Raw genomic sequence first — 19,765 nt, 5'->3', positions numbered from 1 at the left:
TAGAGACGGCCCACCGCGGCCGTTGCGTCTTCGCAGCCTCGTACCATGGAGGAATGTCCTGGACCCCGCCGCTGTACGTGAGCGTCGACGACGCGCCTGCGGTGCCCACCGGGCTCCCGCTCGTGATCCTGCTCACAGGATTCACGGATGCAGGATCTGCCGTGTCGCAGTCGATCGGTTATCTGCGCGATGAGGCGAATCCTGCCGTGCTGCTGCGCTTCGAGAACGACGTCCTGCTCGACTACCGGGCGCGTAGGCCTCAGATCACCTTCGACGCCGACCACCTCACCGACTACCGTCCCGCGCGGCTCGAACTCTCGCTGGCCTATGACGCCCTCTCGCGGCCCTTCCTGCTGCTGGCCGGTTACGAGCCCGACTTCGCGTGGGAGGCGTTCGTCAACGCCGTCGTGGGTGCGGCGACGGCATTCGCCGTCTCCTCGGTCACGTGGGTGCATGCGATCGGGATGCCCGTGCCGCACACGCGCCCCTTGGGAACGACCGTCTCCGGGAATCGCGCCGCGCTCACCGAGGCGCACTCGGTGTGGAAGCCGCACACGACCGTGCCCGCGACCGTGGGGCATCTGCTCGAGTACCGCTTCGTCGCAGCCGGCCACTCCGTCGCCGGTTTCGTCCTGTTGGTTCCGCACTATCTGAGCGACACCGAGTACCCCGCATCCGCCATCACGGCGCTCGACAGCGTCACGGCCGCCACGGGCCTCGTGTTCGCTGTCGACGACCTGCGGGAGCAGAACGAGGACTTCCTGTCGAAGGTCGGCGAGCAGGTGAGTGCGAGCGACGAACTCACCACGATGCTCACGGGCCTAGAAGAGCGTTACGACGCCTACATGGCGGGCGCGACGCTGGCCACGCCCCTGCTGCACGAGGCGGATCTTCCCAGCGCGGACGAGATCGCGGCGGAGCTGGAACGCTTCCTCGCCAACGGCTCCCATGACGACGATCAACGAGGACCGAGTTTCGGCTGACGCCGGGCGTCGGGGGAATGCAGGGGGATCCGGGGGTGTTGTCAAGAGGAGCAGGCCGCGCGTGCAAAGCCGCGGCCGGGGGTATGAGACAATAGAGCACCGGCCCGTTGTCGATCAAGGAGTTTCCTGCTCCGGACTTGACAAGGGTCTTACTCGTGTTCGAGAACGACCGGCGTGATCGCGTCGGTGAAAGGTGAACCGTGACTCCTGGCACGAAGACCGAATCCCGCTCGCGGAAGACCGCGACGCCGGGTGACGAGGAGGTCGTCGACGCGGCGACCGAGACTGCGGCGCCGGCCAAGAAGGCGCCCGCCAAGAAGGCTCCGGCCAAGAAGGCTCCGGCGAAGAAGGCGCCCGCCAAGAAGAAGGCAGCCGCCGACGACGAGGAAGAGTTCGAGGACGACGTCGATGTGGACGTCGAGGTCGACGACAGCGACGACGCCGAAGAAGGCGACGACCAGCAGGCCGCGGCCGACAAGAAGAGCGCCAAGGCCTCCGACGACGACGCGGAGGACGAGGACGGCGAGAACACCAAGCCCGCCTTCAGCGAGCCGCTCCCGACCGGCGCCATCGTCATCTCGTCGAGCGACGAGGACGACGTCCCGGTCTACTCGACGCAGATCACCGGCGCCACCGCCGACCCGGTCAAGGACTACCTGAAGCAGATCGGCAAGGTCCCGCTGCTGAACGCGGCCGAAGAGGTCGAGCTCGCCATGCGGATCGAGGCGGGTCTTTTCGCCGAAGAGAAGCTGTCGAAGATGTCGGCGGCAGAGAAGTCGACGCAGCTCGGACTCGATCTCCAGTGGGTCGCGCGCGACGGACAGCGCGCCAAGAGCCACTTGTTGGGTGCGAACCTGCGTCTGGTCGTCTCGCTCGCGAAGCGGTACACCGGACGCGGCATGCAGTTCCTGGATCTCATCCAGGAGGGCAACCTCGGCCTCATCCGCGCCGTCGAGAAGTTCGACTACACGAAGGGCTTCAAGTTCTCCACCTACGCGACGTGGTGGATCCGTCAGGCCATCACCCGTGCCATGGCCGACCAGGCCCGCACCATTCGTATCCCGGTGCACATGGTCGAGGTCATCAACAAGCTGGCCCGCGTGCAGCGCCAGATGCTCCAGGACCTGGGTCGCGAGCCCACGCCCGAGGAGCTCAGCCGCGAGCTCGACATGACGCCCGAGAAGGTCATCGAGGTGCAGAAGTACGGCCGTGAGCCGATCTCGCTGCACACGCCGCTGGGCGAAGACGGCGACAGCGAGTTCGGTGACCTCATCGAGGACACCGAGGCCGTCGTCCCCGCTGACGCGGTGGGATTCACGATGCTGCAGCGGCAGCTCGAGTCGCTGCTGGATTCGCTGAGCGAGCGCGAAGCGGGTGTCATCCGCATGCGTTTCGGCCTCGGCGACGGACAGCCCAAGACCCTCGACCAGATCGGCGACACGTTCGGTGTGACCCGCGAGCGGATCCGCCAGATCGAGTCGAAGACCATGGCGAAGCTGCGGCACCCCAGCCGTTCGCAGTCGCTGCGCGACTACCTGGAGTGATCGGGGCGTGAGCGGCAGCATCCGTTATGTCCCCGCGGTGCTCGCAGGCAAGGCCGCCCGTTTCGCCACGCGTCTGCGTGGTGGCGGGTCGGCCTTCCCGGGCTACCTCGCCAACCGGCTCGCGCCGACTCTGCTGAGCAGCCTTGCGGCGCAGTTCCCGTACGGCGTGGTCTTCGTCCTCGGCTCCAACGGGAAGACGACGACCACGCACATGGTCAGTGAGGTGCTGCGCGCCCATGGGCTGCGTGTGTTCACGAATCCGACCGGCGCCAATCTGCCGCAGGGCGTGACCAGCGCACTGCTGGCCGAAGCGACCCCCACCGGCAAGGTCCGGGCGGATGTGGCGGTGCTCGAGGTGGACGAGGGGTACGCGGCGGATCTCGCCGACATCCTCTCGCCTCGCGTCATCGTCGCCCTCAACGTCCAGGTCGACCAGCTCTATCGCTTCTACGAGACCGAGCGGGTCGCCGACATGATGCTCGACGCCGCGACCCGTGCGTCCGTGCGTGTGGTGGTCAACCGCGACGATCCGTACCTCAGCAAGATCGACGCCTCGGCGCTGCGGTCGCCGGTGTCGTTCTTCGGCGCGTCCGGCGAGGTCGTCGCCGCGTCGGCCCACGGCCTGAACAACGCCGCCGACACCCGCAGCGGCACGGTCGGCGCTCTCGATCATCCCGCCGAGAGCGAGGTCACCGCGGTGACCGGGCGCAATGTCGAGATCACGCTCGACGGTCGGCCGATCGCCGTGACGCTGCCGGCTCGCGGGCTGCACTACGCCGTGGATGCGGCAGCCGCGATCAGCACCGCGCGTCACGTTCTGGGTGACAGCTTCCGGGACGACGCTGCCGCCGCAGGTTTCTCGAAGATGACGCCGGCGTATGGCCGGGGCGAGCTCGTACCGCTGCGCCGCGACCGTTCGGGCGAACAGGTCGAGTTCGTGATGTTCAAGAACGGCCCCAGTCTCCAGCTCAACGTCGACGCCCTGGACGGCGCGCCCGAGCGTGTTCTCATGGCGATCGACGAAGGCACCCCCGACGTCTCCTGGCTCTACGATGTCGATCTCAGCGCGTTCGATCACGTGGATGTCGTCACGGGGGAGAAGGCGCACCAGATCGCGACACGACTCGCGTACGCGGGCATCCCCATCGGGGTCGTCGAGCCCGATATGGAGAAGGCCGTCGAACTCATGCGTGCGTTCGCTCCGACTTCAGCCGGCCGCCAGATCTGGTTCGTCAACTACGAACTCATGATGATCGGTCGCCGCATCCTCGGCTACGGCGATCAGGAGGTGGCTCGACGATGACGATGCTGCGAATCGTTCAGCTCTACCCTGATCTGCTCGGCGTGACGGGAGATCGCGGCAACGTGGAGGTCCTCGCCGCACGCGCGTCTCTCGCCGGCCACGAGAGTGAGGTGACTCTCGTCGGCATCGGCGAGGCCGCGCCGGCGGAAGCCGACGTCGTCGTGATCGGCAACGGTCCGCTGTCTGCGCTGCGCGTCGTGAGAGACGACCTCGCGAGCCGTCGTGAGTGGCTCGCCGCTCTCATCGGTGCGGGCGCCGTCGTGCTCGCCGTGGGAGGAGGGTCGGAGCTGCTCTCGGAAGGCATCGACCTCGTCGACGGCACGCACCTCGACGGGCTCGGACTCATCCCGGCCCGCGTGGGGCGTACGAAGCAGCGCCGGGTGGGATACGTCGTCGCCGACACCGCCGACGGAAAGCTCGTCGGATTCGAAGACCACGCGTCTCTGTGGCGCTTGGCCGACCCGGGCATCGCGTACGGCACCGTGACCGCCGGCAACGGTGGCATCGAGGGCGGATTCGAAACGGTCCGTATGGGCTCGGTCTACGCGACGAACGTGCAGGGCCCGGTGCTGCCGCTGAATCCGGATCTGGCCGACGCGCTGCTCGCCCAGGCGTTAGCGCGTCACGACGCGAAGTACGAGCCCGGCCCGGCGCACGCCGAGATCGATGCGCACGCTCGCGCGGCCCGCGCGGAGATCGAGCGCCTCGCCGTCGACAAGCGGTTCACCGCGATCCAGCTCTGAGTCGTATGAGCGACGACGGCGCACCCGTGGCGCGGATCCGCACGTCGGCCATCGTGGACAACGTCCGCTCGGCCGGTGTCGTCGCGCCGGTCGTCGACCTCCGCCGCGACGCCTACGGTCACGGTCTCCTGGCGACCGCCTCCGTTCTCCGCGCCCGAACGGACGCTGTGCTGCTCGTCGACGACGCCACCGAGCTCGCCGAGCGCGATCGTACGGTGACGTTCGGGACGCCGACCCTCGCGCCGGACATCGTGTTCGGATGGGATCGTACGCTTCCCGCAATGACGCTGATCGGCACCGTGCTCTCCACCAAGGCGCTGCGTGCCGGCGAGGGCGTCTCCTACGGCTACCTCCACCGCGCGCCGCGGGACACGCGCGTCGCGCTCGTGACGGGCGGATACGCGCAAGGTGTGGTGCGTGAACTCGGCAATCGAGCCCACGTCGTGATCGGCGGAGCGGCGCATCCGATCGTGGGGCGCGTCGCGATGGATGTGTGTGTCGTCGACATCGGCGACGCGCCTGTCACACGCGGAGACCGCGCGGTGTTCTTCGGTGAAGAAGGTCCGCGCGTCGCAGACTGGGCGCGCGCGACCGGATGGCGCGCGGACGAGATCGCGACGGCTGTGGGACTGCGGGCTCGCCGGGAGGAGGCGTCGTGACCTCCGTGCTGCACGTCGACCTCGATCAGCTTGCGCGCAACATCGCCGTGGTGCGAGATCGCGTGGCGCCGGCCGCACTCATGCTCGTGGTCAAGGACGACGCGTACGGGCACGGGGTGTCAGAGGTGGTGCGTCGTGCCGTGGCCGAAGGAGTCGGCTGGATCGGCGCGTTCGACGTCGCGACCGCGCTCCAGGTGCGACGGGCCGTCGGAGACGGGCCGCGCATCTTCGTCTGGATGATCGTGCGCGAGAGTGCGATCCGCGCGGCGCTCGATGCGGATCTCGACGTCGGTGTCGGCGACGCTGACCTTCTCGAGGAGGTGGCGGATGCGGCCCGTGCGCGCGGCATCCGCGCCCGCATCCACCTGAAGATCGACACCGGTCTGCACCGCAACGGCATCCGGCCCGAGGAGTGGACCGATGCGGTGGCCCGCGTCGTCGCGCTGGCGCGTGAGGGCGTCGTGGAGCTCGCCGGAGTCTGGAGCCATATCGCCGAGGCATCCGACGAGGAGGACGATCTTTCGCGGGCCGCCTTCGAGCATGCGGTCGCGGCCGTGACGGATGCGGGATTCGACCGCCCGCTCCGTCATCTCGCCGCGAGCGCGGCGTCGTCGGCGCGCGCAGAGTTCCGGTACGACCTCGTCCGGGTGGGGGCGTTCTGCTACGGGATCCGCCCCGCGGGCGGCCCGGCCGATGCGGAGCTGGGGATCGCACCCATCGGCTCGTGGGAGGCGGCGGTTCTCTCCGTCGACGGTGGTCGGGTGCGCATCGACGTAGGCGCACTGGACGGATTGGTGTCGGCGCTGGCGGGGCGTGTCGAGGTCACGACGCCGGCGGGTCCGCGGGCTCTGGTGGCGGTGGACGAGGTCAGCGCGGTCGTCGCGGGATGGGACGGCGCGTGCGCGGGTGATGTGGTGCGCATCTATGGCACGGATGCGGCGAGCCCCACCGATCTGGCCGAGACCATCGGCACGATCGGCGAGGAGATCGCACTGCGGGTGTCGCCGCTGGTGGAGCGGCGATACCGCTGAGGCGGATCAGACCGCGTCGACCAGGCGAGCGGTCTCGTCGTGCCAGCTGGTGGCGACGGCGCGGAGCTTCTCCTCGTACTTGCGGCCGTGGTGCGCGCAGAACAGCAGTTCGCTGCCGTTGACCTCGGCGGCGATGTAGGCCTGTGCTCCGCACGAGTCGCAGCGGTCGGCGGCAGTCAGCCGGTGTTCCAGTACGGCGGACTGCTCGGTGGGTGTCGACGTCGTGCTCATCGGAGACCTCCTCGGTGCGTCGGGCGGGTACGGATATGACATGTAACCACGCGTGACTGTGACCCATGCCCGCGCGGGCGCGCGTTTCGCTGACCGCGTACGGCGGCCCCGGTGGTGTCGTGTCTGTGCAGAGCCGCGGGGGTGGCCCCGGATACCCTTGAGGATTGTGACTGCCGAATACTCCGCCCACCATCTGCAGGTCCTCGAGGGGCTCGAGGCCGTCCGCAAGCGCCCGGGCATGTACATCGGCTCCACCGACTCCCGCGGTCTCATGCACTGCCTGTGGGAGATCATCGACAACTCCGTCGACGAGGCCCTCGCCGGGCACGGTTCGCGCATCGACATCCTGCTCCACGCCGACGGCAGCGTCGAGGTGCGCGACCGTGCGCGCGGCATCCCCGTCGACGTCGAACCGCGTACCGGATTGACCGGTGTCGAGGTCGTCTTCACGAAGCTCCACGCCGGCGGCAAGTTCGGCGGCGGCTCCTACGCCGCATCCGGAGGTCTGCACGGCGTCGGGGCTTCTGTCGTGAACGCGTTGTCTGAGCGCCTGGACGTCGAGGTCGACCGCGGCGGCAAGACCTACGCCATGTCGTTCCACCGGGGCGAACCCGGCATGTTCGCCGGTGATTCGCCGGACGCACCCTTCACGCCCTATCAGCGCTCGTCGGAGCTGCGCGTCGTGGGCAAGGCGCCGCGCGGAGTCACGGGAACCCGCATCCGCTACTGGGCGGACCGGCAGATCTTCACGAAGGACGCGGCCTTCGGGCTCGACGAGCTCGTGCAGCGCGTGCGTCAGACGGCGTTCCTCGTTCCCGGGCTCGAGATCGTGGTCGACGATCAGCGCGGTGAGCAGCGGGTCGAGACCAGCTACCGCTTCGACGGCGGCATCTCCGAGTTCGCCGACTTCCTGGCCCCCGATGCCCCGATCACCGACACCTGGCGGCTGACCGGCGAAGGTAGCTTCACCGAGACGGTTCCCGTGCTGCAGCCTTCGGGCGCGATGGTGCCGACCGAACTCGAGCGCTCGTGCGAGGTCGACGTCGCGCTGCGGTGGGGGACGGGCTACGACACGACAATGCGCTCGTTCGTGAACATCATCTCGACCCCGAAGGGCGGAACGCATCAGGCAGGCTTCGAAGCCGGACTGATGAAGGTCATCCGCAGCCAGGTGGAGCAGAACGCCCGTCGGCTCAAGGTGGGCAACGACAAGCTGGAGAAGGACGACATCCTCGCGGGGCTCACGGTCGTTCTCACCGTGCGCCTGCCGGAGCCGCAGTTCGAAGGCCAGACGAAGGAGATCCTCGGTACGCCGGCGGTGCGCCAGATCGTCGCCAACGTGGTCTCGCGCGAGCTGACGGCGAAGTTCACCTCCACCAAGCGCGACGACAAGAACCAGACCGCACAGGTGCTGGAGAAGGTCGTCTCGGAGATGAAGGCACGCATCTCCGCGCGCACCCACAAAGAGACGCAGCGTCGCAAGTCCGCGCTCGAGTCCTCGTCCTTGCCCGCGAAGCTCGCGGACTGCCGCACGAACGAGGTCGCCGACTCCGAGCTGTTCATCGTGGAGGGCGACTCGGCCCTCGGCACCGCGAAGCTGGCCCGCAACAGCGAGTACCAGGCTCTGCTGCCGATCCGAGGCAAGATCCTCAACGTGCAGAAGGCATCGATCAGCGACATGCTCTCCAACGCCGAGTGCGCCGCGATCATCCAGGTGATCGGTGCGGGCTCCGGCCGCTCCTTCGACATCGACGCCGCGCGCTACGGCAAGGTCATCCTCATGAGCGACGCCGACGTCGACGGTGCTCACATCCGCACCCTTCTGCTCACCCTTTTCTTCCGCTACATGCGTCCGCTCGTCGAGGCCGGGCGGGTGTTTGCCGCCGTGCCGCCGCTGCACCGCGTGGTCGTGATGAACCCGGGCACCAAGCCCAACGAGACGATCTACACGTACAGCGAGAAAGAGCTGCACACGTTGCTGGCGAAGCTGCAGAAGGCCGGCAAGCGGTGGCAGGAGCCCGTGCAGCGCTACAAGGGCCTGGGTGAGATGGACGCCGATCAGCTCGCCACCACGACGATGGACCGCGCCGGTCGCATGCTCCGACGCGTGACCGTGGAGGACGCGGATGCGGCCACCCGCGCGAATGAGGCCTTCGAGCTTCTGATGGGCAACGAGGTCGCCCCGCGCCGCGACTTCATCGTCACCTCGAGCGACCGGCTCTCGCGCGAATCCATCGACGCCTGACCCACCGCATCCGTCCGCTCTTTCGTCCCTTTCCCACGAGACTGCATCTTTCGTACGAGATCACGGGTAATACCCGTGATCTCGTGCGCGGAATGCAGTCTCGCGGTGTGAAGGAGGGGATCAGGCGATCGGGGTGCCGACGGCGCCGATCACGTCGTCGAACGGCTGACCGGATGCGTCGCGCTTCGCGCCCGCCTCGGGGAGCGTGCGCACGGCGCCGTCGGGACCGACGGCGCGTGGCCGATCGCCGACCCACGCGAGCATGAGGGTGTCCTCGCCCTTCAGGAAACGCTGCGCGCGCACTCCTCCGGTCGCGCGTCCCTTCGCGGGGAACTCCGCGAGCACCGAGACCTTCCCGCTGCCGCCGGCTGTGCCGGCGAGTGCCTGCGACGAGTCCGCGATCGTCACGACCACAGAGTCCTCGGTCGCGGCGACGGCGGTGAACATGATCACCTTGGCGCCCTCGGCGAGTCGGATGCCGGCCATGCCGCCGGCGCTCTTGCCCTGGGGGCGCACCGCGGATGCGTCGAAACGCAGCAGCTGCGCGTCCGAACTCACGAAGACGAGTTCGACGTCGTCGGGTGCCAGAGCCGCGCCGACGACGCGGTCGCCGGGCTTCAGGGCGATGATCTCCGCGTCCGGCTTGCCCGGGGCCAGCTCGGTGACGGCGACGCGCTTGACGACGCCGTGCGCCGTACCCAGCGCGATCGGGGCGGACGCATCGAGCGGTACGAGCGCGAGGATGTGCTCGTTCGCACCGAGACCGAGGTACTGATCGGCCTTCGCTCCGGCCGCGGGCTGCACGCTGTTCCCCGGAACCGAGGGGAGGTCGACGGGGGAGAAGCGCACGAGGCGTCCGGCGCTGGTGACCGCTCCCACGTCGCCGCGGACGGTCGCATCCACTGCGCTGCGGATGGCGTCGTGCTTGCTGCGCCGAGCGGGGGGCACGATGCCGCCGTCGATCGCATCAGCAATGAGCTCGGCCCGCAGCATCCGACCGGTCGCGGTCAGGAACACGCGGCAGGGCGCATCGGCGATCTGCAGGTCGGCAGCGGCCGCTGCTTTCGCGCCTCGAGGCGTGACAGGGCCGCCGTTCAGCAGCAGAGTGCGACGCGGCGTGCCGTACGTGTCGGATGCGGCCTCCAGCTCGCGAGCGACCTGTGCGCGCAGGAGGACGTCGCTGCCGAGCAGCTCTTCGAGCGCCGCGATGTCGGCGCGCAGCTGGTCGCGCTCGGTCTCGAGCTCGATGCGCGAGAAGCGGGTCAGGCGTCGCAGGCGCAGCTCGAGGATGTACTCCGCCTGCAGCTGTGAGAGATCGAACACCTCGATCAGGCGGGTGCGCGCCTGCTCGCTGTCGTCCGAAGAGCGGATGACCTGGATGACCTCATCGATGTCGAGGATCGCGATGAGCAGGCCCTCGACGAGGTGCAGTCGTTCCTGCTTGCGCGCGAGGCGGTAGCGGCTGCGGCGCGTGACCACCGAGATCCGGTGGTCGAGATAGACGCGCAGCAGGGGCTTCAGCCCGAGCGTCTGGGGCTGACCGTCGACGAGGGCGACGTTGTTGATGCCGAAGGAGTCCTCCAGCGGCGTCAGGCGGTAGAGCTGGTCGAGGACGGCCTGGGGATCGAAACCCGTCTTGATCGTGATGACCAGGCGCAGCCCGTGGTTGCGGTCGGTGAAGTCCGCCACATCCGCGATGCCCGTGAGCTTCTTCGCGTTGACGGCGTCCTTGATCTTCTCGATCACGCGCTCGGGACCCACCATGTACGGCAGCTCGGTCACGACCAGACCCGTGCGCCGGGGGCCGAGCGACTCGACCGACACCTTGGCCCGCGTGCGGAAGCTCCCACGTCCCTGGGCGTATGCGTCCTTGATGCCGTCGAGGCCGACGATGACTCCGCCGCCGGGCAGATCAGGACCCGGGACGAACTCCATGAGCTCTTCGAGCGTGGCGTCGGGGTTGTCGAGCAGGTGGATGGCGGCGGCGACGACCTCGTTCAGGTTGTGCGGCGCCATGTTGGTCGCCATGCCGACGGCGATGCCGGTCGTGCCGTTGACGAGCAGGTTGGGGAACGCGGCGGGGAGGACCTCGGGCTGCTGGAACTGGCCGTCGTAGTTGGGGATGAAGTCGACGACGTCCTCGTCGAGGTTCTCGGTGAGCGCGAGCGCGGCCGGTGCCAGACGCGCCTCCGTGTAGCGGGCGGCGGCCGGACCGTCATCGAGAGAACCGAAGTTCCCGTGGCCGTCGACCAGCGGCACCCGCAGTGCGAAGTCCTGGGCGAGGCGCACGAGCGCGTCGTAGATGGGGGAGTCGCCGTGGGGATGGAGCTTTCCCATGACCTCGCCGACGACGCGGGCGCTCTTCACATGCCCGCGGTCAGGGCGCAGGCCCATGTCGGCCATCTGGAACAGGATGCGTCGCTGCACCGGCTTGAGCCCATCGCGCGCGTCCGGAAGGGCGCGCGAGTAGATGACCGAGTACGCGTACTCGAGGAAGGACCCCTGCATCTCGGCAGACAGGTCGATGTCTTCGATGCGGCCTTCCTCGGCGGGCGCGGAATCGGACGTGGCTCGGGACATGCAGAACACCTCGGGTCGGAAAGGGCCTGGCGCGGGTATGCGAGACTGGGCCCGATGACCCTCAGCCTACCGGCGGACCCTTCCGGCGCCCCGAGGCTCACCGGTGTGCTGCCCGACGCGATCGCGGCTCTCGACGGCCGTTCCGTTCGGTGGCCCACCGTGCAGAGCCTCATCGTGTTCGTCGTCGACGGACTGGGCGCCGCCAACCTCGCGGAGAACCTCGCCTACGCCCGTTTCCTCGCCGAGCACCGCGGCAAGAAGCGCGTCGCTACCTCGGTCTTCCCGAGCACGACGGCGGCCGCCCTGACGAGCCTGCTCACCGCATCCGATGTCGGCGAGCACGGACTCGTCGGCTACCGCGCCCGCGATCCCCTGACCGGGCTCGTCCACAACCAGCTCACCGATTGGGGCGCTCGCGCTCTGGACCCGCTCATGTGGCCGAAGGTCGCTCCGCTCAGCGCGACGGATGCGGCTCACCGCTGGGTCGTCGTCTCGAAGCCCGAGTATGCCGGTACGGGTTTCACCGAGGCGACCCTCCGAGGGGCGGAGAACGTCGGCGAGAAGAGGCTGGACGACCGCGTCGAGCGCGCGATCACCGAAGCCCGCGGCACGCCGGGAACGATCGTCTACCTCTACGCTCCCGAGCTCGACGCGGCCGGACACCGGCACGGTGTCGCGTCGGATCGGTGGACCGCTGCGCTCGAAGCGGTGGATGCGGCGGCGCGCCGCCTGCATACGGGCGCCGGCGCAGGCGTCGGGGTCGTCGTGACCGCGGACCACGGCATGGTCGACGTTCCGCGGCACCGTCAGATCGTCATGGCCGACGGCGACCCGCGTCTCGATACCGCTGCGGCGATCGCGGGGGAACCCCGGATGCTGCACCTCTATGCGCACCCGGGTGACGAGCATTCCTTGATCCGCGCCTGGCGGGACGAACCGACGGCGTGGGTGTTCACGCGGGAGGAGGCGATCGCCGCCGGGCTGTTCGGTGAAACCGTCTCCGCCGAGGTCGCCGCGCGCATCGGCGATGTGATGGTGGCGGCGCGCGGTCGTGTCGCCTACTACGACGGTCGCCTCGCCGACACCTCGGCGCAGCACATGGTCGGCCAGCACGGCTCGCTCACCACGGAGGAGCGCGTCGTCCCCCTCATCGGCGTGGGCGGCTTCGCCGCCTAGCGCTCTCAGCTCTCGTCGGAACGGGCTCCGAAGACGATCTCGTCCCACGAGGGCATCGAGGTGCGACCCTTGCGGCGCCCCGCGTCAGATGAAGGTTCACTGCGGGAGGTCTCCGCCGGTGCGGGATCGCTCGTCTCGGTGTAGCCCGGCTCCAGTGCGTCGAAGAGGGCGACAGGCGAGGGAGACCGGGTCGGCTCCTCGGGAGTCTCCGACGCGGGAGCGGGGGTGCGCTGGCCGCGCCGGCGACGCAGGGCTTCCAGCAGGTCCGCCGTCTCGGCCGAGGTCTGCACAGCCTCGGGGGCGCGCTTGATGGCCGCATCCTGCACCGCGGGGCTCGCCGGCGCCGGAAGAGTCGGACGCTCGCTCGCGTCGTGGCGGGGGCCGAACGCACCGCTGTCGAAGCGCGTGTCGTCCTTGATGCCGGGGGTGTCGAGTGCGCGCAGGCGCGGGATGAGTCCCTCGGGGAGCGAACCCTGACGGGAGAGCTGGGTGGCATCGGCGTTCAGCGGCGACAGTGAGCTGCGCCGGGGCTCGAAGCTCCATCGCGCGTCACGTTCGACGTCACCGGCGACGAAGCCCAGCTTGACGACCCATCCGGTGGGCTCTTTCCAGCTCGTCCACCGCTCGCCCGTCGCGCCCGCCTCGGCCAGCTTGGCGCGCACGGCGTCGCCGAAGCTCGTCTGGTTGTCTCCGTCGAAGTCGGACCCGAGCAGCACCGGCACCGCGAGCGCCTGCCCGACGATGAACTCGCGTTCGGCGAGCACGGGAGGCTCGAACCGCACGACGTCCTCGAGAGTCGCGCCGAGCACCTCGGCCACCTCTCGCGCCGACAGGCCGGCGCGGATCTGCGCCTGGATCTCGCGGGGGCTGGGGCGGTTCGCCTTGGCGGGCTCCTCGCGCTCCTTGCGTGCCCGACGAAGCTCCGCGCGCAGCACTTCATCGATGGCCAGGGAGTAGCGCTGCCCGGACTCGGTGGAGACCACCAGCACACCGTCTTCGGTGCCGATCACTCTGAGTTGTTCCATGCGACACACGCCTCCCATCTGCCGTGTGGGCCCATGCTGACACAGGGCATCGCCGCGGGCGGGAATATCCGGGGCGTGGCGCGAGTTTCGATGCGTGCCGACCGCGATGCGAGCACTACGCATCCGCATTTGCTAAATGCCACCCGGTCATGCAAACTATCGCCGCCTGCCCGACGGCGGGAGATCCACAACGCGACAAGAGACACGAGAAGAATGGCTACGGACTACGACGCCCCCCGCAAGACCGAAGACGACAGCGAGTCCATCGAAGCGCTCAAGGAGCGCGTTCCGGACAAGATGTCCGGGGCCGTCGACGTCGAGGACGCCGACAACCCGTCGGGCTTCGAGCTGCCCGGCGCCGACCTTTCGGACCTGGAGCTCGACGTCGTCGTGCTCCCCGCGCAGGAGGACGAGTTCACCTGCGTCAGCTGCTTCCTCGTGAAGCACCGCTCACAGATCGACCACGAGGAGTCGCTCGGCGCTATCTGCGTGGAGTGCGCTGCCTGACCTGCGCTCTGCGCACCGCCGCGGCGAGTCGGTCGGGGGTCCGAGAGGACACCACCCACGCCGGTGTCGGATCGTCCGCATCCTCGACGGGAACGACGACCGCCCCACCGATTCCGCCGCGCACCAGCATCCACGACCGAGGGTCGGCATCCCGGCCACGCGCGAACCGCGCGTCCTCGCCCGAGTAGGCGACCGGCTCTCCCAGAAGGTCGACCGGGATGTGGGCCCTGCCCGCACGAAGCACCCCACCGCTGACCTCGACACGAGGCGCGGCCGCCATCAGGGCCCAGACGATCAGGGCCGCGACCGCGACGCCCGCCACCAGCGCGAGAGTGGTGTCGACGGGGGAAAGGGCGAGCGCCACCATGGGGGCGCAGACCGCGGCGGCGACGAGCGTCCACAGCGAGGGGCTCAGGCGTTCGCGATAGTCGACGTCGGAAGTCATGTTCTGCATTACCCTCGTGAGGTGGCCGAAAGCGTGGACATCCCCATTATCGCGCCCGTCCTCCCGGAGTTCGCTCACCCGGGCGACGCGGGTGCCGACCTGATCGCCGCAGAGGGGGTGCGACTCGGGCCCGGAGAGCGTGCTCTCGTGGGCACCGGCGTGCGCATCGCGCTGCCCGAGGGGTATGCGGCGTTCGTCATGCCTCGTTCGGGGTTGGCGGCCAAGCACGGGGTGACCGTGGTCAATGCTCCCGGGACCGTGGATGCGGGCTACCGCGGCGAGATCAAGGTCGCGCTCCTGAACACCGACCGCACCGAGGCCTACGAGGTCTCGGCGGGCGACCGGATCGCACAGCTGGTGGTCCTTCCGATCCCGCCGGTGCGCTTCCTCCCGGTCGATGAGCTGCCCGCCAGCGTGCGCGGCGAAGGGGGCTTCGGCTCCACCGGATACGACACTTCTGCGAGGACGACCCGATGACCGACGCATCTCTGGAACCGAGCGGCAAGAGCGCTCCGATCGACCGCGAGACCGCGGGACCCTTCGACGAGTCGGAGGTGAACCCTGTGCGCCCCTACATCGATCTGGGCGCGATCAAGGTGCTGCCGCGCGAGGGGCTCAACCTGCGGCTCGAGGTCGAGGAGCAGACCAAGCGCATCGTCGCCGTCGGTCTCGACTACGCCGACTCGACGCTCCAGGTGCAGCCGTTCGCCGCGCCCCGCTCGAGCGGGCTCTGGGAGGAGACCCGCGAGCAGATCCGCCAGCAGGTGCGTCAGCAGGGCGGACGCGTCGAGGAGCGAGAGGGCCCGCTCGGTCCGGAGCTGCTCGCCGAGGTGCCGGTCGTCGTGGCCGGTGATGCCAGCAGCGGCGCCAAGCGACTCGCGCGCTTCGTCGGCGTCGACGGCCCCCGCTGGTTTCTGCGCGGCGTGATCGGGGGAGCGGCGACGTCGAACGTCGACGCCGCCGCCCAGATCGAGGACCTCTTCCGGTCGCTCGTCGTGGTCCGCGGCGGCACGCCGATGCCGCCGCGCGACCTCATCCCCCTGAAGATGCCGGCGACCCCGGGCGCGGCGTGAGCTCCGACGAGACGCGCGACGAGCGGCCGTCGCTCGACCCGCCGGCTCCGGCCGAGCCCCGCGCATCCGAGCTCATCGGATCCGCGCTGGGGGCGGCGGCGCGACGCGCGGGACTGGACCCGGCACAGCAGGCGAGCACCGGTCATGTGGTGTGGCACGCCATCGGCGGTTGGCGCGGCATCATCGAGTCCGTACTCCCGAGTCTCGTGTTCGTGATCACATTCACGGCAACGCAGGACCCCGCGGCCGGGACGGGGAACCTTCCGCTCTCGCTCGCCCTGTCGGTGGGTGTCGCCGCATTGTTCACGGTCGTTCGGCTGATCTGGCGGAGCAACGCCTCTCCGGCGCTGGGTGGCCTGATCGCCGCAGCTCTTGCAGCCGGCCTCGCGTTGTGGACCGGCCGCGGCGAAGACAATTTCCTGCTCGGGTTCTTCATCAATGGCGGTTACGGCACTGCCTTCCTCGTCTCTGCCTTCATCGGCTGGCCCATCATCGGGCTTGCCGCAGGGTGGCTCATGGGTGAAGCGACCGCGTGGCGAGCCGATCGGCGCAAGCGCCGGACCTTCTTCTGGCTCACGCTGGTCTGGGGTCTGTTCTTCTTCACGAAGCTGGCGGTCCAGCTGCCCTTCTATCTCGCCGGGGATGTGACCACACTCGGTGTGCTGAAGATCGCCATGGGGCTCCCGCTGTTCGCCCCTCTGCTCGCGGTGACATGGCTCGTCGTCCGGGCGTGCTACCCGCGAACCGACGCCGTGTCCGACGCGGAGGACTCCGGCGCCCGGTGATACTATTTATCTCGACATCGAGATAAATTTCCGGGCGACGGGGTAAGGCTTACCTTCCTAGCAACCCCTTCCGGACGCGGGGAAGATGGGCAGATCGGGCCCCGCGACGACGCCCGTGAACGCCGACGAAGGAGACAGACGTGTCCACGGTTGACAGCTTCGGTGCGAAAAGCACCCTGACGGTCGGCAGCACCGACTACGAGATCTTCCGTATCGACACGGTCGCCGGTTACGAGAAGCTCCCCTTCAGCCTCAAGGTCCTCCTGGAGAACCTGCTGCGCACCGAAGACGGCGCCAACGTGACGAAGGAGCAGATCCAGGCTCTCGGTTCGTGGAACCCGGATGCGGAACCCGACACCGAGATCCAGTTCACGCCCGCTCGCGTCGTGATGCAGGACTTCACGGGTGTGCCCTGCATCGTCGACCTCGCCACGATGCGTGAGGCCGTCACCGCGCTCGGCGGTGACCCGAACCGCATCAACCCGCTCTCGCCCGCCGAGATGGTCATCGACCACTCGGTCATCGCCGACCTCTTCGGGTCCGAGAACGCGCTCGAGCGCAACGTCGAGATCGAGTACGAGCGCAACGGCGAGCGCTACCAGTTCCTGCGCTGGGGTCAGACCGCCTTCGACGACTTCAAGGTCGTCCCGCCCGGCACCGGCATCGTCCACCAGGTGAACATCGAGCACCTCGCCAAGGTCATCTACGACCGCTCGGTCGACGGCGTGCTGCGCGCGTACCCCGACACCTGTGTCGGCACCGACTCGCACACCACGATGGTCAACGGCCTCGGCGTGCTCGGTTGGGGCGTCGGCGGCATCGAGGCAGAGGCCGCCATGCTCGGTCAGCCCGTCTCCATGCTCATCCCGCGCGTCCTCGGCTTCAAGCTCACCGGTGAGATCCCCGCCGGCGTCACCGCGACCGACGTCGTCCTGACGATCACCGACATGCTGCGCAAGCACGGCGTCGTGGGCAAGTTCGTCGAGTTCTACGGCGAAGGCGTCGCCTCCGTCCCGCTGGCCAACCGCGCGACGATCGGCAACATGAGCCCGGAGTTCGGCTCCACGGCCGCGATGTTCCCGATCGACGACGTGACCCTCGACTACCTGCGCCTCACCGGTCGCAGCGACGAGGCGATCGCGCTCGTCGAGGCGTACGCCAAGGAGCAGTCCCTCTGGCACGACCCGTCGCGCGAACTGGTCTTCAGCGAGTACATGGAGCTCGACCTCGCCACGGTCGTCCCCTCGATCGCCGGCCCCAAGCGTCCCCAGGACCGCATCCTGCTGTCGGAGGCGAAGGCTCAGTTCGAGAAGGACATCCTCAACTACGCGACCGCGTCCACGTCGGACTCGATCGTCGACCTCGAGGGCGACCAGTCGTTCCCCGCGTCCGACCCCGGCCCCGTGCCCGGCGACGAGCACGTGCACACCGGCGAGATCCTGATCTCCAGCGGCGGACCGGCGGCGGCGTCCAAGCCCGTGAAGGTCACGCCGCCGGAGGGGGCTCCGTACGTCCTCGACAACGGCGCGGTCACCCTCGCGGCGATCACGTCCTGCACCAACACGTCCAACCCTTCGGTCATGATGGCGGCGGGCCTGCTCGCGAAGAAGGCCGTCGAGAAGGGTCTGACGCGCAAGCCCTGGGTCAAGACGACGCTCGGCCCCGGCTCCAAGGTCGTCACGGATTACTACGAGAAGTCGGGCCTCGACAAGTCGCTCGAGGGTCTCGGGTTCTACACCGTCGGCTACGGCTGCACCATCTGCATCGGTAACTCGGGTCCGCTGATCGAAGAGGTCTCCGAGGCCATCAACGAGAACGACCTCGCCGTGACGGCCGTCCTCTCGGGCAACCGCAACTTCGAGGGCCGCATCAGCCCGGACGTGAAGATGAACTACCTCGCGTCGCCGCCCCTCGTGGTGGCCTACGCGCTGGCGGGTTCGATGAACTTCGACTTCGACAACGACCCGCTCGGCAAGGACCAGAACGGCGAGGACGTGTTCCTCAAGGACATCTGGCCCTCCACTGAAGAGGTCCAAGCCGTCATCGACACCTCGATCTCGCGTGAGCAGTTCATCAAGCAGTATGCGACCGTCTTCGACGGCGACGACCGCTGGCGGAACTTGCCCACGCCCACCGGTCCGGTCTTCGAGTGGGATGCGGACTCGACCTATGTGCGCAAGGCGCCGTACTTCGACGGCATGTCGATGGAGCTGACCCCGGTCTCCGACATCACCGGCGCGCGCGTGATGGCGACTCTGGGTGACTCGGTCACGACCGACCACATCAGCCCGGCCGGCAACATCAAGGCAGGCACCCCTGCCGCGCAGTACCTGACCGAGCACGGCGTCGCGCAGAAGGACTTCAACTCCTACGGCTCGCGCCGTGGAAACCACGAGGTCATGATCCGCGGCACCTTCGCGAACATCCGCCTGAAGAACGCGATCGTCAGCGCGGTCAACGACGGCGCGGTCGTCGAGGGCGGTTACACGCGCGACTTCACGCAGCCCGGTGGTCCGCAGTCGTTCATCTACGACGCCTGCCAGAACTACGCCGCGCAGGGCACGCCGCTCGTGGTTTTCGGCGGCAAGGAGTACGGCTCCGGCTCGTCGCGCGACTGGGCGGCCAAGGGCACGAGCCTCCTCGGCGTCAAGGCGGTCATCACCGAGAGCTTCGAGCGCATCCACCGCTCGAACCTGATCGGAATGGGCGTGGTCCCGCTGCAGTTCCCGGAGGGTGAGAGCTGGTCGTCGCTCGGCCTCGACGGCACCGAGATCGTTTCGATCACGGGTCTGGAGAAGCTCAACGAAGGCGTCACGCCCAAGACGGTGACCGTCACGGCCGAGCCGAGCGAGTTCTCGCCGGAGGGCAAGCAGACGATCACGTTCGAGGCGAAGGTGCGCATCGACACCCCCGGCGAGGCGGACTACTACCGCAACGGCGGCATCCTGCAGTACGTGCTGCGCTCGCTCGTCTGAGCGTTCGCACCTGAGACGGGTCGGTCCTGGCAAGGGGCCGACCCGTCTTCTGCTGCAGCGGCTAACCTGTGGAGATGAGCCGGATCTTCGCGACGCCGATCGCTGACATCTATCCGCTCTATGCGGCGAAGATCGAGCGGAAGGGGCGCACGAGCGCCGAGCTCGACGAGGTCATCCGTTGGCTCACGGGGTTTGATGACGAGGAGATCTCGCGCCACCTCGCCGAGCGCACGAGTCTCGAGGACTTCTTCGCTCTGGCGCACCTCAACCCGCATGTCGACCGGATCACCGGGGTGATCTGCGGCATTCGGGTGGAGGAGATCGACGATCCCCTCATGCAGCGGATCCGGTATCTCGACAAACTCGTCGATGAACTCGCGAAGGGGCGTCCGATGGCGAGGGTATTGCGGCAGGAGTCCGCAGGCGCCCGGCGGACCCGATCATGACGGCCTCGCCCGAG

General features: G+C 68.6%; 18 protein-coding genes. 14 read left to right on the top strand and 4 right to left on the bottom strand.

The window, feature by feature from the left end; genetic code table 11:
* The first annotated feature begins 53 nt into the window (after positions 1–53).
* From QE374_RS02135 to QE374_RS02110, 6 genes are all read left to right on the top strand, one after another.
* Positions 54–983 carry a PAC2 family protein gene (locus tag QE374_RS02135; RefSeq protein WP_309731780.1) on the top strand — a complete coding sequence of 310 codons (930 nt, stop codon included), beginning with the start codon at positions 54–56 and terminating at the stop codon, positions 981–983.
* A gap of 200 nt (positions 984–1,183) precedes the next feature.
* Complete coding sequence (locus tag QE374_RS02130) at positions 1,184–2,527, top strand: RNA polymerase sigma factor (RefSeq protein WP_309731778.1); 1,344 nt, start codon at positions 1,184–1,186, stop codon at positions 2,525–2,527.
* A gap of 7 nt (positions 2,528–2,534) precedes the next feature.
* Positions 2,535–3,830, top strand: a complete 1,296-nt coding sequence (locus tag QE374_RS02125) for a MurT ligase domain-containing protein (RefSeq protein ID WP_309731776.1) — start codon at positions 2,535–2,537, stop codon at positions 3,828–3,830.
* On the top strand, positions 3,827–4,573 hold the full coding sequence (locus tag QE374_RS02120) for a glutamine amidotransferase (RefSeq protein ID WP_309731774.1): 747 nt from the start codon (positions 3,827–3,829) through the stop codon (positions 4,571–4,573). Before QE374_RS02125 ends, QE374_RS02120 begins: the two co-directional genes overlap by 4 nt.
* 5 nt (positions 4,574–4,578) lie before the next feature.
* Positions 4,579–5,232: an alanine racemase C-terminal domain-containing protein gene (locus tag QE374_RS02115; RefSeq protein ID WP_309731772.1), complete on the top strand. Its 654-nt coding sequence runs from the start codon at positions 4,579–4,581 to the stop codon at positions 5,230–5,232.
* The gene (locus QE374_RS02110) at positions 5,229–6,263 is read left to right on the top strand and encodes an alanine racemase (protein ID WP_309731770.1); all 1,035 of its coding nucleotides are present in this window, start codon (positions 5,229–5,231) and stop codon (positions 6,261–6,263) included. Before QE374_RS02115 ends, QE374_RS02110 begins: the two co-directional genes overlap by 4 nt.
* Positions 6,264–6,269: 6 nt before the next feature.
* On the opposite strand, the gene QE374_RS02105 is transcribed toward QE374_RS02110, so the two are convergent.
* Entirely contained in the window at positions 6,270–6,494 is a 225-nt protein-coding gene (locus QE374_RS02105; RefSeq protein WP_137416902.1) for a hypothetical protein, read from the bottom strand.
* Between the two features lie 166 nt (positions 6,495–6,660).
* Between QE374_RS02105 and QE374_RS02100 the strand changes: the two genes are divergently transcribed.
* Positions 6,661–8,739 carry a type IIA DNA topoisomerase subunit B gene (locus tag QE374_RS02100; RefSeq protein WP_396653308.1) on the top strand — a complete coding sequence of 693 codons (2,079 nt, stop codon included), beginning with the start codon at positions 6,661–6,663 and terminating at the stop codon, positions 8,737–8,739.
* Between the two features lie 120 nt (positions 8,740–8,859).
* Here QE374_RS02100 and QE374_RS02095 read toward each other — a convergent pair whose 3' ends face one another.
* The gene (locus QE374_RS02095; RefSeq protein ID WP_309731768.1) at positions 8,860–11,319 is read right to left on the bottom strand and encodes a DNA topoisomerase IV subunit A; all 2,460 of its coding nucleotides are present in this window, start codon (positions 11,317–11,319) and stop codon (positions 8,860–8,862) included.
* Positions 11,320–11,373: 54 nt separating this feature from the next.
* Between QE374_RS02095 and QE374_RS02090 the strand changes: the two genes are divergently transcribed.
* On the top strand, positions 11,374–12,495 hold the full coding sequence (locus QE374_RS02090; RefSeq protein WP_309731766.1) for an alkaline phosphatase family protein: 1,122 nt from the start codon (positions 11,374–11,376) through the stop codon (positions 12,493–12,495).
* Between the two features lie 5 nt (positions 12,496–12,500).
* Here the strand turns inward: QE374_RS02090 and sepH are convergent, their stop codons facing one another.
* Positions 12,501–13,520 carry a septation protein SepH gene (gene sepH, locus QE374_RS02085; RefSeq protein ID WP_309731765.1) on the bottom strand — a complete coding sequence of 340 codons (1,020 nt, stop codon included), beginning with the start codon at positions 13,518–13,520 and terminating at the stop codon, positions 12,501–12,503.
* Positions 13,521–13,733: 213 nt separating this feature from the next.
* Between sepH and QE374_RS02080 the strand changes: the two genes are divergently transcribed.
* Entirely contained in the window at positions 13,734–14,027 is a 294-nt protein-coding gene (locus tag QE374_RS02080; protein ID WP_137416906.1) for a DUF4193 domain-containing protein, read from the top strand.
* Here QE374_RS02080 and QE374_RS02075 read toward each other — a convergent pair.
* The gene (locus tag QE374_RS02075) at positions 14,002–14,472 is read right to left on the bottom strand and encodes a DUF3093 domain-containing protein (RefSeq protein ID WP_309731762.1); all 471 of its coding nucleotides are present in this window, start codon (positions 14,470–14,472) and stop codon (positions 14,002–14,004) included. The two genes, QE374_RS02080 and QE374_RS02075, sit on opposite strands and share 26 nt — an antisense overlap.
* A 21-nt stretch (positions 14,473–14,493) precedes the next feature.
* Between QE374_RS02075 and dut the strand changes: the two genes are divergently transcribed.
* From dut to QE374_RS02050, 5 genes are all read left to right on the top strand, one after another.
* The gene (gene dut / locus QE374_RS02070) at positions 14,494–14,949 is read left to right on the top strand and encodes a dUTP diphosphatase (RefSeq protein WP_309731761.1); all 456 of its coding nucleotides are present in this window, start codon (positions 14,494–14,496) and stop codon (positions 14,947–14,949) included.
* The gene (locus QE374_RS02065) at positions 14,946–15,545 is read left to right on the top strand and encodes a DUF3710 domain-containing protein (protein WP_309731759.1); all 600 of its coding nucleotides are present in this window, start codon (positions 14,946–14,948) and stop codon (positions 15,543–15,545) included. The genes dut and QE374_RS02065 overlap by 4 nt, the downstream gene beginning before the upstream one ends.
* Positions 15,542–16,330, top strand: a complete 789-nt coding sequence (locus QE374_RS02060; RefSeq protein ID WP_309731757.1) for a DUF3159 domain-containing protein — start codon at positions 15,542–15,544, stop codon at positions 16,328–16,330. Before QE374_RS02065 ends, QE374_RS02060 begins: the two co-directional genes overlap by 4 nt.
* Positions 16,331–16,470: 140 nt before the next feature.
* Positions 16,471–19,305 carry an aconitate hydratase gene (locus QE374_RS02055; RefSeq protein WP_309731755.1) on the top strand — a complete coding sequence of 945 codons (2,835 nt, stop codon included), beginning with the start codon at positions 16,471–16,473 and terminating at the stop codon, positions 19,303–19,305.
* A gap of 74 nt (positions 19,306–19,379) precedes the next feature.
* On the top strand, positions 19,380–19,751 hold the full coding sequence (locus QE374_RS02050; RefSeq protein WP_309731753.1) for a DUF2200 domain-containing protein: 372 nt from the start codon (positions 19,380–19,382) through the stop codon (positions 19,749–19,751).
* The last annotated feature ends 14 nt before the right edge of the window (positions 19,752–19,765 follow it).

Origin of the sequence: Microbacterium sp. SORGH_AS_0428, assembly GCF_031453615.1 — a bacterium.
GTDB lineage: Bacteria > Actinomycetota > Actinomycetes > Actinomycetales > Microbacteriaceae > Microbacterium.
Note: the sequence above shows the minus strand (reverse complement) of the source record. Positions and strands in the feature narration are given on the sequence as shown.

Excerpts from the sequence above, each read along its gene's own strand:
- QE374_RS02135 (WP_309731780.1), top strand. The coding sequence starts at position 54 with ATGTCCTGGACCCCGCCGCTGTACGTGAGCGTCGACGACGCGCCTGCG.
- QE374_RS02050 (WP_309731753.1), top strand. The coding sequence starts at position 19,380 with ATGAGCCGGATCTTCGCGACGCCGATCGCTGACATCTATCCGCTCTAT.
- QE374_RS02115 (WP_309731772.1), top strand. The coding sequence starts at position 4,579 with ATGAGCGACGACGGCGCACCCGTGGCGCGGATCCGCACGTCGGCCATC.
- QE374_RS02080 (WP_137416906.1), top strand. The coding sequence starts at position 13,734 with ATGGCTACGGACTACGACGCCCCCCGCAAGACCGAAGACGACAGCGAG.
- QE374_RS02105 (WP_137416902.1), bottom strand. The coding sequence starts at position 6,494 with ATGAGCACGACGTCGACACCCACCGAGCAGTCCGCCGTACTGGAACAC.
- QE374_RS02075 (WP_309731762.1), bottom strand. The coding sequence starts at position 14,472 with ATGACTTCCGACGTCGACTATCGCGAACGCCTGAGCCCCTCGCTGTGG.
- QE374_RS02090 (WP_309731766.1), top strand. The coding sequence starts at position 11,374 with ATGACCCTCAGCCTACCGGCGGACCCTTCCGGCGCCCCGAGGCTCACC.
- QE374_RS02095 (WP_309731768.1), bottom strand. The coding sequence starts at position 11,319 with ATGTCCCGAGCCACGTCCGATTCCGCGCCCGCCGAGGAAGGCCGCATC.
- QE374_RS02065 (WP_309731759.1), top strand. The coding sequence starts at position 14,946 with ATGACCGACGCATCTCTGGAACCGAGCGGCAAGAGCGCTCCGATCGAC.
- sepH (WP_309731765.1), bottom strand. The coding sequence starts at position 13,520 with ATGGAACAACTCAGAGTGATCGGCACCGAAGACGGTGTGCTGGTGGTC.
- QE374_RS02120 (WP_309731774.1), top strand. The coding sequence starts at position 3,827 with ATGACGATGCTGCGAATCGTTCAGCTCTACCCTGATCTGCTCGGCGTG.